The sequence below is a fragment of the Nitrospira sp. genome (assembly GCA_016788885.1).
In the GTDB taxonomy this organism is placed as follows: Bacteria; Nitrospirota; Nitrospiria; order Nitrospirales; family Nitrospiraceae; genus Nitrospira_A.
Map to the genome: position 1 here is coordinate 17,186 of JAEURX010000014.1, position 13,579 is coordinate 30,764.

General features: G+C 59.8%; 15 protein-coding genes. 10 read left to right on the plus strand and 5 right to left on the minus strand.

Annotated elements, in window-relative coordinates; all coding sequences use genetic code 11:
* Positions 1-30: 30 nt before the first annotated feature.
* The 3 genes from JNL86_03820 to JNL86_03830 are packed head-to-tail and all read right to left on the minus strand — an operon-like array spanning position 31 to position 4,575.
* A complete protein-coding gene (locus tag JNL86_03820; GenBank protein ID MBL8042024.1) occupies positions 31-2,274 on the minus strand; it encodes a PAS domain S-box protein in 2,244 nt (747 codons plus the stop codon).
* Positions 2,271-2,732, minus strand: coding sequence for a response regulator (locus JNL86_03825; protein MBL8042025.1), 462 nt, complete (start codon positions 2,730-2,732; stop codon positions 2,271-2,273). The genes JNL86_03820 and JNL86_03825 overlap by 4 nt, the downstream gene beginning before the upstream one ends.
* A gap of 13 nt (positions 2,733-2,745) precedes the next feature.
* The gene (locus JNL86_03830) at positions 2,746-4,575 is read right to left on the minus strand and encodes a hypothetical protein (GenBank protein MBL8042026.1); all 1,830 of its coding nucleotides are present in this window, start codon (positions 4,573-4,575) and stop codon (positions 2,746-2,748) included.
* 169 nt (positions 4,576-4,744) lie between these two features.
* Here JNL86_03830 and arfB point away from each other — a divergent pair, with 169 nt between their 5' ends.
* Positions 4,745-5,161, plus strand: coding sequence for an aminoacyl-tRNA hydrolase (gene arfB / locus JNL86_03835; GenBank protein ID MBL8042027.1), 417 nt, complete (start codon positions 4,745-4,747; stop codon positions 5,159-5,161).
* 76 nt (positions 5,162-5,237) lie between these two features.
* Here arfB and JNL86_03840 read toward each other — a convergent pair whose 3' ends face one another.
* Positions 5,238-5,555, minus strand: coding sequence for an RNA-binding protein (locus JNL86_03840; GenBank protein ID MBL8042028.1), 318 nt, complete (start codon positions 5,553-5,555; stop codon positions 5,238-5,240).
* 314 nt (positions 5,556-5,869) lie between these two features.
* Entirely contained in the window at positions 5,870-6,739 is an 870-nt protein-coding gene (locus JNL86_03845; GenBank protein MBL8042029.1) for an acyl-CoA desaturase, read from the minus strand.
* Between the two features lie 176 nt (positions 6,740-6,915).
* Between JNL86_03845 and JNL86_03850 the strand changes: the two genes are divergently transcribed.
* The 9 genes from JNL86_03850 (at position 6,916) to JNL86_03890 (ending at position 13,575) form a co-directional block, all read left to right on the plus strand.
* Positions 6,916-7,275 (plus strand): cysteine rich repeat-containing protein, encoded by a 360-nt coding sequence (locus JNL86_03850; GenBank protein MBL8042030.1) that lies wholly within the window; start codon positions 6,916-6,918, stop codon positions 7,273-7,275.
* Between the two features lie 166 nt (positions 7,276-7,441).
* Complete coding sequence (locus JNL86_03855) at positions 7,442-7,822, plus strand: PilZ domain-containing protein (GenBank protein MBL8042031.1); 381 nt, start codon at positions 7,442-7,444, stop codon at positions 7,820-7,822.
* 263 nt (positions 7,823-8,085) lie between these two features.
* Entirely contained in the window at positions 8,086-8,967 is an 882-nt protein-coding gene (gene lpxL, locus JNL86_03860) for an LpxL/LpxP family Kdo(2)-lipid IV(A) lauroyl/palmitoleoyl acyltransferase (GenBank protein MBL8042032.1), read from the plus strand.
* 145 nt (positions 8,968-9,112) lie between these two features.
* The gene (locus tag JNL86_03865; GenBank protein MBL8042033.1) at positions 9,113-9,490 is read left to right on the plus strand and encodes a PilZ domain-containing protein; all 378 of its coding nucleotides are present in this window, start codon (positions 9,113-9,115) and stop codon (positions 9,488-9,490) included.
* A gap of 37 nt (positions 9,491-9,527) precedes the next feature.
* Entirely contained in the window at positions 9,528-9,860 is a 333-nt protein-coding gene (locus tag JNL86_03870; protein ID MBL8042034.1) for a PilZ domain-containing protein, read from the plus strand.
* 214 nt (positions 9,861-10,074) lie between these two features.
* Complete coding sequence (locus tag JNL86_03875) at positions 10,075-10,854, plus strand: ABC transporter permease (GenBank protein MBL8042035.1); 780 nt, start codon at positions 10,075-10,077, stop codon at positions 10,852-10,854.
* Positions 10,851-11,582: an ATP-binding cassette domain-containing protein gene (locus tag JNL86_03880; GenBank protein MBL8042036.1), complete on the plus strand. Its 732-nt coding sequence runs from the start codon at positions 10,851-10,853 to the stop codon at positions 11,580-11,582. The genes JNL86_03875 and JNL86_03880 overlap by 4 nt, the downstream gene beginning before the upstream one ends.
* A gap of 47 nt (positions 11,583-11,629) precedes the next feature.
* Entirely contained in the window at positions 11,630-12,619 is a 990-nt protein-coding gene (locus JNL86_03885) for an MCE family protein (GenBank protein ID MBL8042037.1), read from the plus strand.
* Positions 12,616-13,575: a tetratricopeptide repeat protein gene (locus JNL86_03890; GenBank protein ID MBL8042038.1), complete on the plus strand. Its 960-nt coding sequence runs from the start codon at positions 12,616-12,618 to the stop codon at positions 13,573-13,575. The genes JNL86_03885 and JNL86_03890 overlap by 4 nt, the downstream gene beginning before the upstream one ends.
* The last annotated feature ends 4 nt before the right edge of the window (positions 13,576-13,579 follow it).

Below are 13,579 nucleotides of genomic sequence, written 5' to 3' on the forward strand. Positions count from 1 at the left end.
TCGATTCTATCAAGAACGTCACCCGTGGCGTCATGCCGACTGTGGCCGACTGAGGGGAATCCTAACCGTGACCGTGGTTCCGCCGTTGGGGATGCCCGCTAGGATGGTTTCCCCGCCCAGGAGCAGGGCCCGTTCTCGCATCCCGACCAATCCTAACGAGTGGGGATCCGACAACTCGGATTCGGTTACCCCCCGACCGTTATCCCGCACCTCCAGCACAAGGTTGCCGGTCTGTTCCTGCAGCGTGATGGCGACGGCCGTTGCTTGTGAGTGTCTGGCCACGTTGGTCAGAATTTCCTGAAAGACTCTGAACATCGCGTTGGAGCCGGCGTGGGACAACGCGACGGACCGCAGATAGATATCAAGCGTGCATTGAATGCCCGTCCGCGTCTGAAATTCATGCGTTTGCCATTCGATCGCGGGGATGAGCCCAAGTTGATCCAGCACCACAGGGCGCAATTCGGTGGCAATTCGTTGCACCGATTGGATGGCGGTGTCGACGAGCAGGGAGATGGACTGCAGTTTTTTTCGTTGTGTCGGATCGGCCGCTTGCATCTGGTCGCTGAGTGACGACAGTTCGAGTTTCATGCCGGTCAGTTCCTGTCCGAGTTCATCGTGGATCTCGCGCGCAATCCGGATGCGTTCCTCCTCGCGCACAAGTTCCAGGCGGGCGGACAGATTTCTGAGTTGGTCATGCGAGAGCGTCAATTGCTGCTCCGCCCGTTTGCGTTCGGTGATGTCGACGAAGACCACCACCGCTCCGGTGATCTGCCCTTGCTCGATGACCGGAAACGAGGAGTATTCCACCGCAAAGGCGGTCCCGTCTTTGCGCCAGTAGACTTCGTGGTCGATCTTGCATCCGGTGCCGCTGTTGAGTGTGTCATGGATGTGGCAGCATTCACGCGGATAGGCGGTCCCATCCGGGTAGAGATGATGAATGCATTCATGCATGTCCTGCCCGAGGAGCTCATCCGACAGATACCCGAGCATGCGCGCCGCTGCCGAATTCATAAACGTACAACGGCCTGCCGTATCGATGCCATAGATGCCTTCTCCTGTCGATTCTAGCAGGAGGAGCTTGTCCTTGGTGAGTCGTTGCCGTGTCTCCTCCGCCTGCTTCCGATCGGTGATATCGGTGGCGATGCCACATAATGCGTAGCGATGGCCCTGCGCATTGCGCAGGGGAAACTTGACGACAATGCTGGTATGCAGCCCATCATCATGGAGCGCCGATTCCTCGAACCATATCGGCGCGTTGGCATCCAGAACCTGGCGATCATTCTCACGATATGTCTGAGCCTGGTCGGCGGGAAAGATTTGATCGTCCGTTTTTCCGATCAGATCCTGTTGTGACAAATGGGTGAGCGTTTCGAATTGGCGGTTGACCTGCAGGTACCGGCCCTCGAGATCCTTGATGAAAATCAACGCCGGGCTGTTGTCCATGATGGCTCGAAAGCGGTCTTCACTGTCCATCAAGGCTTCGTCGGTGCGTTTGGTGGCGGTGATGTCTCGAAAGACGACGACCCCGCCCTTCGGCTGTCCGCTCTCATCTCGCATCGGCCTCGCGGACACGTCGAGCCAGAGTCCATCCGTGTGCGCCGAAGGCCGAAGAAAGAGCAGGGCATTGGTCACCGATTCGCCGCGCAGCGCCTTTGCTAGCGGAACCTGCTCCGGAGGGTAGGGGCTGACCTTGTCCGGTAGAAAGAGGGCGTAGTGCTCGGACCACTGGCCGATTTTCCGGCCGGCCGGCCCGCTTCCGAGAATGCGTTCAGCGGCGGGGTTCCAGACTCGAAAGGTCCCTGTGTCATCCGCCATCACCACACCGTCGGCCATGCTGTTCAGGACGGACTGGAGAAACCGGGTTTGTTCCCGCAACTCTTCTTCCAGCCGCTTGCGGCCGACGGCATATTTCAACGTGCGGGCCAGCAGGGAGGCGGTCGTCTGGCCCTTGACGAGATAGTCTTGGGCTCCGGCCTGGATGAGTCTGAGTCCCAATTCTTCGTCATCTACCCCGGTCATGACGACAATGGGAATGCCGTGCGCCGCCGCATGTGTCTTGATCAGCGTTTCGGTCCCTTGGCTGTCTGGAAGGGAAAGATCAAGGAGAATGACGTCGATGGCGCGCGCATCGAGGTGCTCCATGCCGGCGGCCAGACGATCTACCTGGGCGACGACGAATGCGCCGGCTCCGGTATTGTCGAGCAATTCGCGCAAGAGGCGAACGTCGCCTGGATTGTCCTCAATCAATAGCACATGAATCGGTTTGCTGTTCATGCGGCTCCATGGTTCGACGCCGGCAGTACGACGATGCCTAGCCAGAAGTCTTCGATCGATCGCACCACCCGTACAAATTGATCCAGGTCCACGGGCTTTGAAATATAGCAGTTGGCGTGAAGGTTGTAGCTCTTGAGCACGTCCTGTTCGTCCTGCGAGGTCGTCAGGACGACCACCGGGATGTGTTTCACACTGTCGTCGGCCTTAATGGCGGCGAGGACTTCACGCCCGTCCATTCTGGGAAGGTTCAAGTCGAGCAGAATGAGGTGGGGGCGTGGCGCCGAGGAGTAAGGCTCCCGGCGGCGGAGAAACGCGAGCGCTTCGACACCATCCTTGAGTACGGTTAGATGATTGATGACCTTCGCCTCCTTCAGTGCTTCGATGGTCAAACGTACGTCCCCCGGGTTGTCCTCCACCAGGAGAATTTCGATCGGTTTCACCAGACTAGGAATGGCCATAGCCGTAACTCCTTCAATGGCGGCCGGTCAGTGAGTCGGACCGTGCTGCCTCGCGTGGATGATGCGTGACAGGCGGCGCCTGTGCGGGATCGGGAATGCTGAACCAGAAGGTCGCGCCCTTGCCGAGTTCTGATTCAACCCAGATGCATCCGCCGTGCCGTTCGATGATCTTTTTGCAGATAGCCAGGCCGATCCCGGTGCCCGGATACTCTGCTCTGGTGTGAAGCCTCTGGAAAATGACGAAGATGCGGCCAGCATATTGGGGATCGATGCCAATCCCGTGGTCATGCACCGAAAACCGCCACTCATTCTCTTCGCGCCGGGCGGAGATATGAATGCGCGGCGGCGATTCTCCACTGAACTTAATGGCATTGCTGAGGAGATTCTGAAACACGAGTGCTAACTGTGGTGCGTCGCCTCGTACGGTCGGCAACCGGTCGTGTGTGATCACCGCCTGACTTTCCTTGACCGCATTCACGATATTGTCCAGGGTACAGTTCAGCACTGCTCCCATCGGAGCCGGTTCAAACTCCCGCGCACTTGTGCTGAGACGGGAGTAGGCCAGGAGGTCTTGAATCAATGTTTGCATCCGGGTGGCCCCGTCTACGGCATACTCGATAAATTCATCCGCATCGGAATCCAGTTTCCCCCGGTACCGCTTCGCGATGAGTTGCGTGTAGCTGCTGACCATGCGTAACGGCTCCTGAAGATCGTGCGATGCCACGTACGCAAATTGTTGGAGATCGGCATTCGATCGCCCCAGTTCCGCCACAGACTGCTCCAGGGTGTGCCGGGTGTGGATCAACTCGTTCCGTTCTCGGCCCAATTGCCACGAGACCCAGATACCGAATCCCGTCAGCGGCAGAATGACCAAGAGACCGATTCCGCCGACCGTCCATAAGAGTCGGTCGACGGGCGCATAGACCTGCTCGTGAGTTTGGCGGAAGAGTACGATCCAATCGAGCCCGGGAAAATTGAGGTATCCCCTAGTCGAGGCGTAGCCGGTCACGACGGAGTCTCCACGGCGGTGATGCGTCTCTTCGACAAAACCCGATTGATCGCGGTTGGTTGCGGTTCTGGTGAGTGAAGGGATCTCCAATTGCACCGGTTCGCGTTCGGAGCCTTCGGGGAAGTGCTTCTCGCTGAGGATGACGCCCTCCCTGGTGAGTAGCAGCCAGTCATAGATATCCTGTCCGTATCGTAGCCGGCCTTCCTGTTCGAAGATCGTGCGGAGATTCTCCACTGGTACGCGCGTCGCCACGGCTCCTCGAAACACGCCTCCCGGTCCATAGATTGGGGCCATGAATCCGACCGCCTTTCCCTGTTCCAGCCCCGGGTTTGCAGACACCTTCTCCACGAAGACGGTTCCGGTCCCGCGCACGAATTCAAATGCGTCAACAGGGAACATGCGGGGGGTAGATGAGGGCGAGGAGTCAGTTGAGGCAATCACGCGCCCCTCGGCGTCGGCTATACCTAACCAGGAGTAATACCAGTAGAGCTGTTTGTAGTGCAGGAGCCTGGTCTGCTTTTCATTGGAAGTGCCGTCACGGAGGGTGCCGTCGTTTGCGAACAATTGGATATCACCGAATCGTTCGAAGAGGACGCGATCGAGTGTATCTGCAACTGCGGCCGCATTTCTGGCCAGCTCGTTCCCTCGTTCCGTTACCAGCATGGATCGAAGGAAGGACAAGGCATACAGTCCCAAGGCTGTGGCGATCAGGAAGCAGAGCAGTAGCAGCAGCGGGAGGATGCCACTGGTCCACCTGGGGCTGTATGCGAGCGCGCCTGTCGCTGAGGTTTTGTGGGCCACGATGCCTTTCATGGAGATGGACGGCCAGTTCACCTGCGGGTAACACCCTAATAGTACTCGGTTCCTATACTGAGATCCATCCGGGGGCGGCAGGTCTTGATCGTTCAATGAATGGTCTGTCTGATGCACCCGCTTGTTCGCGTGAGTGGTTGACTCGTCTGGGCTCGCCCGAGTACGTTCCTGCCACCGAGGGGGCAGGGATATGTTCATCATTTCGGCGCACGTGACGATTCCGGATGAAGACATCGAGTTGACGGCTGTGCGTGCGCAAGGCGCAGGCGGGCAGCATGTTAATAAGGTGTCGTCCGCGATCCATCTTCGTTTCGATGTCCGGGCGTCCTCTCTTCCCGATGCCTACAAGACACGGTTGCTGGCCGTACGTGACCATCGGGTCTCGCGCGAGGGCGTCATCATCATCAAAGCGCAGGACTCGCGGAGCCAGGAGCGCAATCGGGAGTTGGCGTTGGATCGTCTCCGGGAGTTGATTCTGCAAGCGACAGTGTCACGCCCGCCTCGGCGTCAGACAAAACCGACACGAGGGGCTAAGACGCGACGTCTGGAGGAAAAAGCAAAACGAGGGCGGCTGAAGGTGTTGCGAGGCAAACTCGACAAGGAATGACACGGCGGTGTCAGAAAAAGGAAGGGGCGCGTCGGATGACGCGCCCCTTCAGAGCCCAGGCGATGTCGCTCCTCGCTTAGAAGCGATTTCGTCCGCCGCGGTCGCCGCCGCCGAAGCGTCCGCCCCCGCCGCCGCCAGAACGCGACTCTTGCGGTTTCGCTTCGTTGACGGTGAGTTGACGTCCACCCATATCCGAGCCGTTCAAGGCGGTGATGGCTGCCTTTGCTTCCTCTTCCGTCGACATTTCCACGAAGCCGAAGCCGCGTGATTGTCCGGTGAACTTGTCCGTGATCACGCGCGCCGATTCGACGGTGCCGTGAGCCGAGAACAGGTCGTTCAGTTGCGATTCAGTGGCAGCATACGGCAGTCCGCCGACATACAATTTGTTACCCATGGGGGCCTCTCCTTTTGAAAAATGACATTGTCGGCGACACGAGAACAGAGGGATGAGGGGAATGAGCGGGCCGAAGACGCGATGATTGAGGCGACTTGGGTCGGACTTCCGATCAACTGCTCGCTGACAAACAATATCGGTGATGGGCCGTTTAGTCGTCTAAAGCTCATGCGGCCCGTCATGAACTTCCTCGGCATCGTATCAGATGTCATGCGCGATTGCTAGAGCTGTCACGGAGCCGGAAGTTTTGCCTATTCGAGGCGGATCTGGGAGCAAACGGAGGAATGGGGTCGGGAAAACCGGGTGCGGTCTGATCAGCTGCCTGAGGAGGCCGTGCGAAGTGATGAGGCCAGCCCTAGTTTGGAGAGGGTGTAGATCAGCCACTTCGAGGGATCGAAATTGTACCAGAGCGGGCCGTTGCGATAGTCGCTTGGGAAGGTGTGGTGATAGTTGTGGTAGCCCTCGCCGAAGGTGAGCAGGGAGACAAGCCAGGAGTTGCGGCTTGAATCCGCAGTCCCATACGGTTGATCGCCCCAGATATGACAGACGGAATTAATGCAGAACGTCGAATTCAGCACGGCGAAGGTGCGTCCAACTCCGGCCAGCATGAACCCTCCAATACCACCCTGCCATCCGTCGTAGAGGAAGCCCACAACAAAGGGAAGGGCAAGGCCGACGAGCACGATTGCGGCATAGTTGCGGTGTTGCCACATCGCCACCGGGTCCTGCATGACCCGGGAGCCGAATCGTTCATCGTTGCACGGCACCGGATTGAGTAGCCAGCCGCAATGGCTGTACCAGAACCCCCGTTTGGCGTTGTACGGATCAGCCGGGTCATCACAATGCGCGTGATGGCGCAGGTGATCAGCGGTCCACTTCGCGCCGGAATTTTGAAGCGCCCACCCTCCGGCGACCAAGAGACAGGCCTTGACCCAGTCGGGGCATTCAAAACTGCGATGGGTCAATAATCGGTGGTACCCGACGGTGATTCCCAGTCCGGTGACGACATAGAGAACGGCGAACATGGTCCAATCCAACCATGAGTATCCGAACAGCAGCCCATAACCGGGAACCGCAATGACGGAGCCGGCCACGACCGACCAAAAGAGCAGGTAGGTCCAGAACTTATGATGCACCCGGTGGACAATGTGGGCTGGAACTGCGTTCGGGGACGTCTGTTGCATCCCGCTACAATAGATAAGCAGGCGCCATTTCGCAAGAGCCTGTTACCGGCGTCGGGTTTCGTCAACCGCGAGAGCGGAGCGGCGTTGAATCAAGCACGATCGATCATCAACCAGTGTCCGCATGGGACATCTCGAGTCGAGGGCAGGCGGGTCATCAGGCATCGAAAGGAGTGAGTATGCGCAGGACATGGAGAGATCAGCGGGTAAACAGGAAAATCGTGCTCGTGGGTGGATTCGTGGCCGCGATGGTGGGGGCGCATGGCTTCGCCTGGTCGGCGGGTGATCCGCACGCTGCCCCTACTCAGGATGCGCCGGCGGCATCCTCCGTGCCATCCAACGCCGATGGGGCAGGGGCTGAGGACCGGGGGCGAGGAGGGCGCCAGGGGAGGAAGGCCTGTGCCGAGGATGTGAAAAAGCTGTGTGCGGGTATCAAGCCAGGAGAGGGGCGAATTGTTCAGTGCCTGAAAGAGCATACGCAAGACTTGTCGCCCGCCTGTGCGGACACCATGCAGCAACGGGGTAAACGCCGATCATAACCTCCAGCAGGGGGCGTGGCAGCGATTTCTGAGGTGTGTGAGCAACTGACGCTTGATCTGAAGACACGGTTCGGCGTCGCGCTTGTCCGCCGCGGATTTCGTCAATTTATTTTTCGAAGCGCATCTCGTGCGATACAGTGACCACTAGACATACGGGAGGGTACGTATGAGTGGCACTACGGGGCAGGAACAGTTTTCGGTCGATTTGCGTCAGCATCCCAGGTTACGGGTTTCGGCACCATTCGTCTGCTCGTTGTCGCGCTTAGGTTTGGCCAAATGGCTCAGTCGCGGAGGAGATGGAATTGGCGTGGTCTTTGACGTATCGATGCGAGGCGCCAAGGTCATGAGCGAAGCGGGGATTCAGCGCGGCGACAGACTGTCGGTCAGCCTGTCGTTGCCGAATCAGGTTTCGCCGATGACCGTCGAGGAGGCCACGGTCCGCTGGGAGCGGGAGCAGGTGTATGGCCTGGAATTTGTGAATCTTTCGTCTGTGGCGGAAATGAGGCTGCGGAAGTTCATCGCACTGGCGACAAAGCCCGCGTCCTAGCGCCAGACTTCGCGCGGCCAGACAGCAGGCACCAGACCTGGCCGATTTCACGGCCCGTTGGCACTGTTTCGACGGTGGCTGCTCCGCCGCGGTGAGGCGGCGGGCTGTTCATTACTGTGAGTGCGGGCTTCTGCAACGAATGTTCCGTCTGCCTTCGAGATTGCGCTCGCCGCTCCGTTTCCATACAATGGCCTCCCCATTCGGCCATGTCCAGGACACAGACCCACCATACGCGGCGGCACCCACACAGCCCCTATCATCCCATGTATTGGCCTACCTGGGTTGGCATCGCGCTGTTTCGTCTGCTGTCGTGGCTCCCGTATCACTCGCAACTGGCATTCGGGCGGCAGTGCGGGCGACTGCTGCATAGCCTCCTGAGTAAGCGGCGAGAGATCGTGCGCGTCAACTTGCAGCTCTGCTTCCCTGATCAGAGTCCGGAAGAGCGCAATGCGGTCGCGCTGCATTGTTTTGAGTCCATGGGGATGGGCGTCCTAGAAATCGCGATGGCCTGGTGGGCTCAGGATCCCCGCGAGCATTGCGAATGTACGATCAAGGGGCTGGACCATCTTCGTGACGCCCTTCGTGCAGGGCGCGGGGTGTTGCTCTGTGGCGCACATTTGCATTCGGCGGAGCTGGCCGGGCGGTTCATGGCTCTCGAGCAACCCGTGGCGATCGTCTATCGGCCGCAGAACGATATCGTGGCGGACATGGTCGCAAACCGTTGCCGGAGCCGCTACTATTCCGATTTGATTCAACACCGGGATATGCGGGGGATCTTGCGCGCGTTGGCAAGAAATCAGGTGGTTTGGTACGCCCCCGACATCGATGCGGGCACCAAACGCAGTGTCTTCGCCCCGTTCTTCGGGGTGCCGGCTGCGTCATTGACCGCGACCTCCAGATTAGCCAAGGTCAGTGGAGCTGCGGTGGTGCCCTGCTTCTACTACCGGCGCTCTGATGGATCCGGCTATGACATCGAAGTGGGGCAGTCGCTCGACCAGTTTCCGTCCGGAGAAATGGTCGAGGATGCGACACGCATCAATCGCTTGATCGAAAACGCCGTACGCCGGGTGCCGGAGCAATATTTCTGGCAGCACCGTCGCTTCAAGAGTCGCCCGCCCGGTGAGCCGCCGCTCTACAAGCGCTAGGCGGCACCCCATCACCGGAGTGATCGTCCGGCGGGTCTCATCGACGAGGTCCTGGTAACTTCTGCGGAAGTATTCGGCGTCTGTTCCCTGCTACGGTATACTGACCCTGCTGATTCACACAGACGATCGCATCATCCGCTTGGCCATGGATCAATCCAAGAAGCTCTCTCCTGCACAGAAAGAGTTGCGTCAGCACCAGCGGCGTGTGGCGCCGCCCGGGTGCCTGTTGTCCTTTGCCCCGTTTGCTCCGACTCTCAGTTTTAACGGCGATGCAGAGGGTGAGGGCGTCATTCTCAACCTCTCGCCCGGTGGCTGCAAAATCAACAGCGATGTGGGTGTGAAGGTGGGGGATGCGATGTCGCTGATCATGCTGCTCCCTGGGGAATCATCTCCCACAGCGGTGGATCTGGCCCTGGTGCGATGGGGACAGGATGCGTGTTTCGGTGTCGAGTTCGTGTCGATGGGTACGGTCGAACAGGATCGCTTGCGTCAGTTCGTGGTCGCCTCCGCGGTGGGGGGCTAGCACCACGCAGGCATGGGCGATAGGAGGGAAGGGGCACGTGGAACACACAAAGACATTGCGCAAGTCCCGTCGGGTCGCCACCGAGTGTCGCCTGGAGTTCGTCGGGGAGGACGACTTCGACGGTGAGGCCGAAATGTTGGATGTGTCCTCAACCGGCTGCATGGCTCGATCTGAGCGTACGATGTCGCCCGGGCTTCGCATGAAGGTCTCGCTGTTCCTGTCGGATGGGCTGGAGTGGCCGGTCCGGGTAGAAGAGGCGGTCGTTCGATGGGCGCGGGGAGGAGAGTTCGGGATCGAGTTTGTGGTCATGCGTCCTCCCCAGCTACAACGCATTCAGCAGTACGTCATCAAGCATCGTCCGCTGTCGTAACCCGTCTTCGATTCGTTGCCCCCTGCAGTTCCCTTTCCAGTCGGATCCCGATCTGGTCTCACGTCGTTGGTCTTCTCCATCTGCAGCGTGATGTCGGCCGGGAGCCTCGTTGCTTTACCTGCGATGCTCGCCTACAATTTCGACGGAATGCGGGGCGCATGTGCAGCGGGCCCGGCCCATGCTGCGGCTTCGTGAAGGAGGCGGCTCTCACCTGATGATCGAGTGGGTAGGACGGAAGACCATTGCCGGCTATGCATACCTGGCGGCCTTGGCCACGCTCTTCACGCAAGCGATGGTGGATGTGCTGTCCCCAGCGCGGCAGGGACGTGGGGAGACGCTGCGAGTTCTGATCCGCCAGATCCTCTTTACGGGGGTCGATGCATTGCCTGTCACCAGCGTCATCGCGCTTCTGCTCGGCATCATCATTGTGACGCAGGCCGGCACCCAGCTTCCCAGGCTCGGGGCAGGCGGGCTGGTGGGGAGCATCATCGTGGTCACGGTGATTCGAGAGCTCGGCCCCTTGATCACCGCATTCATTGTCGTCGGCCGGTCGGGAACGGCGATTGCCACGGAATTGGGCAACATGTCCGTGACGCGAGAGGTGGTCGCACTCCGACTCATGGGGATTCCCATCAGCCAATTCGTCATCATGCCGCGCATAGTCGGCATGGTGCTCTCGATGCTGTGCCTGACGTTCTACTTCGATGTCGTGGCGGTGTTCGGTGGATATCTGGTCGCAGATGCACAATTGACCATTCCCTTCTCCGCATTTGTCGAGAGTGTCACCCAGGCGCTGTCGACGACGGATGTGTTGATGACCGCAATCAAGGGGCTGGGGTTTGGATCGGCCGTTGCCGCCGTCTGTTGCTACCATGGCCTGGCGGTGCAATCCTCCTATACCGAAGTGCCGCAACAAACCACCAGGGCGATGATCAATTCCTTCGTCTTGTGTCTGCTGGTGGATGTCGTCGTGACGGTGCCGCTCTATCTATGAGCGAGGCAGCGATCAGCTTTTCGCAGATTCGGACGCCCCTGGAGGGCGGCTTGTCCTCCCTGGAGCTGGATGTGCACATCGCGGCAGGTCAGTTCGTGGCGCTGGTGGGGCCGAGCCGCTCGGGGAAAAGCCTGGTCATCGAGTTGGCAGCGGGGCTGGTGCTACCGGAATCCGGGAGAGTCACGGTTTTGGGGCAGGACTGGAGCACTGTCCAGGATGGAGCGGTCAGCCCGGTTCGACTGCGTGTGGGGACCGTGCTGCAGCAGCCGGGGCTCTTGAGCAATATGACCCTGTTCAACAACGTGCTCTTACCGCTACGGTATCATCGCGGGTTGCTGCCGGCTCGTCAACGGGAGCAGCTGGTGATGGTGCAGCTGGAACGGTTAGGGGTGATGGCATTGCGGGATCGATTTCCCGCTGAGCTCAATCAGGGAGAGATACGGAGGGGAGCCATTGCCCGCGCGTTGATGCTGGAGCCGGAGGTCCTGCTGTTGGACGATCCTGTGGCAGGATTGGATGCAGACACGGTGCTGGTTCTGAAGCAGTATATCGAAGAGCACCGACGTCGCCACCCATTGACCGTCGTGGCGGCGTTACGCGCCTGGTCACCTTTCATGGAAGGTGCGGATCGACTGGTGGTGTTGCAGGATGGACGGGTGGCGGCCGATGGCACTCCTGAAGCAGTGGCCGGGACGGTTCCTCCATCGCTGAGACGATATGTCGGGTAATCGGCTCGAGAGCACGGCGCAGTCTTCGGAGTGAGAGAGGATCGATCATGCATTATTCACATCGACTGTCGAGCGGCAGATTGGCGCAGATTGTCGGGACCTTCGTGGTGATTCCGGTGCTGATTTTGGTCGGTGCCGGTTTTTGGATGTCGCGGGCCGAACATCTGTTTGAACCCAAATATTCGCTCATGGCCAGCCTCAGCAAATCATATGGCCTGGAGCCGGGAGCTCCAGTGGTGGTCTCGGGCATTTCGATCGGCCGGGTCAAGCAGGTGGATTTGAATGATCGTGGAACCGTCGACCTGACCCTGCAGCTCTTGACCCGATACCAGAATATGGTGAAGGACAACTCCGAATTACGAATTACGAAGAGCGGTGTGGTGGTCGGTCAGACCCAAGTCGATATCGGGATGGGCACATCCAACAGTTCGGTCTTGGGCGATGGCGCGACGATCCGTGCCGTGGAACCGAAAGACATCGCCGATCTGCTCAGCGAGGTCGAGCCGGTGTTGATGGCGGTGAAGCACACGTTACTTCGAGTGGAAACGATCACGCAGGATCTGCAAGGTGGTCTCAAAGCAGGCGGAAAGGCATTGGAGCAGGTGGCCGTGGCGACGCAGGATCTGCCGTCGGTGGTGGCATCGGTTCAGCGAACGATTGCCTCGGTGGAGCAAACGGCGACGGCACTCCCGGCGATGACCGGTTCTATCAAGCGGACTCTGAGCGTGGTGGACCGTGTGACCGCGGACGTGCAGCAGGCCACCGGCCGCCTGCCGGCTATTCTGGACAGCGCCGAGTCCACGTTGACCAGCGTGAAGCGCCTTTCGGATTCCGTGGACGAGGTCAGCCAGGAATTGATGCCGGTGATTCGGACGGCCGAAGGCACATTGACCGATGTCTCGATTCTGGTGCGCGGCGCGAAGCAGACGTTTCCCTTCAATCGGTTTGCGCAGAACGCCGGGCCGACACCGAAGGAATCGCCTGTGCCATCCCAGCCGGGCACGCAGAGCTTGAGGGGAGATCAACTGCGTCGATGAGACCGCGATTGGATGGGTGCCACGCAGTCTTGGGCGTCATGGCGCTGTGCACGTTCCTGGGATGCGCAAGTCCTCCGCCACCTGCGTCTCCCGAACCACAGCTTGGGCCAGGGGCGGCACAGATTGCGTCTCTTCGGCGGCAGGGCGAGCATTGGCAGATGCGGGGGGATCGCGCCCGTTCAGCGGAGGCCTACGATGCGGCACGTCGCTTGGCGGAAAGTCTGGACGACAGGAGGAGCCTCATTGCGACGCTCAATGATATCGGTCGCTTGTCTCTGAGCCGAGGGGATTCGGCTCAGGCCATCATCTTGCACGAGCGGGCGGTCGCCATGGCTCGGGAACTTGGCGGTGCGGACCTCCTGCTCGAAAGTGTGATCGCACTGGGCGCTGCGCAGCATCAGGCCGGGCAAATCCATGAGGCCGAACAGCGTTATCAGGAGGCGCTGGAGTGGGCTCAACAGCAGGGAGATCAGTCGGCGGAGGCGACCCTTCGAAACAATCTCGGCTTACTGCGACAGGCGAAGGGAGACCTTGAGGAGGCCGCACAACTGTTTCGGCAGGCCATGGTCTTCAATCAGGCAGTCGGCAATCTCGCCTCCGAAGCCAGCAATCATGTGAACCTGGGGATGGTGGCCGAGGCCCGCCAGGCCTACGATACGGCTGAACAGGAGTTTGCACGAGCCCTGGAATTAGACAAAGCGGCGGAGCATCGGGACGAGATTGCGGCTGATCTCTTACGGTTGGGACGGGTTGCCGACCGCCGTGGATTTCCTGATCGCGGCTTGGTCTTCTTCGAGCGCGCCTACCACAGCTATCTGGCGCAAGGCGATCAGGCCCGAGCCGGGGCTGCACTGACGCAGGCCGTGGTCTGTGCGAAAAAGTTGGGACGGGATGCGGAGGTGACGCGTTTGGAACGCGCGCTGACGCGGTTGGCAATGCCCTCTCCCGCGAAGTAGCGGG

Bases quoted from the DNA above. Each gene is read 5' to 3' on its own strand.
- JNL86_03845 (MBL8042029.1), bottom strand. From the start codon at position 6,739: ATGCAACAGACGTCCCCGAACGCAGTTCCAGCCCACATTGTCCACCGG.
- JNL86_03820 (MBL8042024.1), bottom strand. From the start codon at position 2,274: ATGAACAGCAAACCGATTCATGTGCTATTGATTGAGGACAATCCAGGC.
- JNL86_03840 (MBL8042028.1), bottom strand. From the start codon at position 5,555: ATGGGTAACAAATTGTATGTCGGCGGACTGCCGTATGCTGCCACTGAA.
- JNL86_03880 (MBL8042036.1), top strand. From the start codon at position 10,851: ATGAGCGAGGCAGCGATCAGCTTTTCGCAGATTCGGACGCCCCTGGAG.
- JNL86_03890 (MBL8042038.1), top strand. From the start codon at position 12,616: ATGAGACCGCGATTGGATGGGTGCCACGCAGTCTTGGGCGTCATGGCG.
- arfB (MBL8042027.1), top strand. From the start codon at position 4,745: ATGTTCATCATTTCGGCGCACGTGACGATTCCGGATGAAGACATCGAG.
- JNL86_03865 (MBL8042033.1), top strand. From the start codon at position 9,113: ATGGATCAATCCAAGAAGCTCTCTCCTGCACAGAAAGAGTTGCGTCAG.
- JNL86_03855 (MBL8042031.1), top strand. From the start codon at position 7,442: ATGAGTGGCACTACGGGGCAGGAACAGTTTTCGGTCGATTTGCGTCAG.
- lpxL (MBL8042032.1), top strand. From the start codon at position 8,086: ATGTATTGGCCTACCTGGGTTGGCATCGCGCTGTTTCGTCTGCTGTCG.
- JNL86_03850 (MBL8042030.1), top strand. From the start codon at position 6,916: ATGCGCAGGACATGGAGAGATCAGCGGGTAAACAGGAAAATCGTGCTC.
- JNL86_03875 (MBL8042035.1), top strand. From the start codon at position 10,075: ATGATCGAGTGGGTAGGACGGAAGACCATTGCCGGCTATGCATACCTG.
- JNL86_03825 (MBL8042025.1), bottom strand. From the start codon at position 2,732: ATGGCCATTCCTAGTCTGGTGAAACCGATCGAAATTCTCCTGGTGGAG.
- JNL86_03885 (MBL8042037.1), top strand. From the start codon at position 11,630: ATGCATTATTCACATCGACTGTCGAGCGGCAGATTGGCGCAGATTGTC.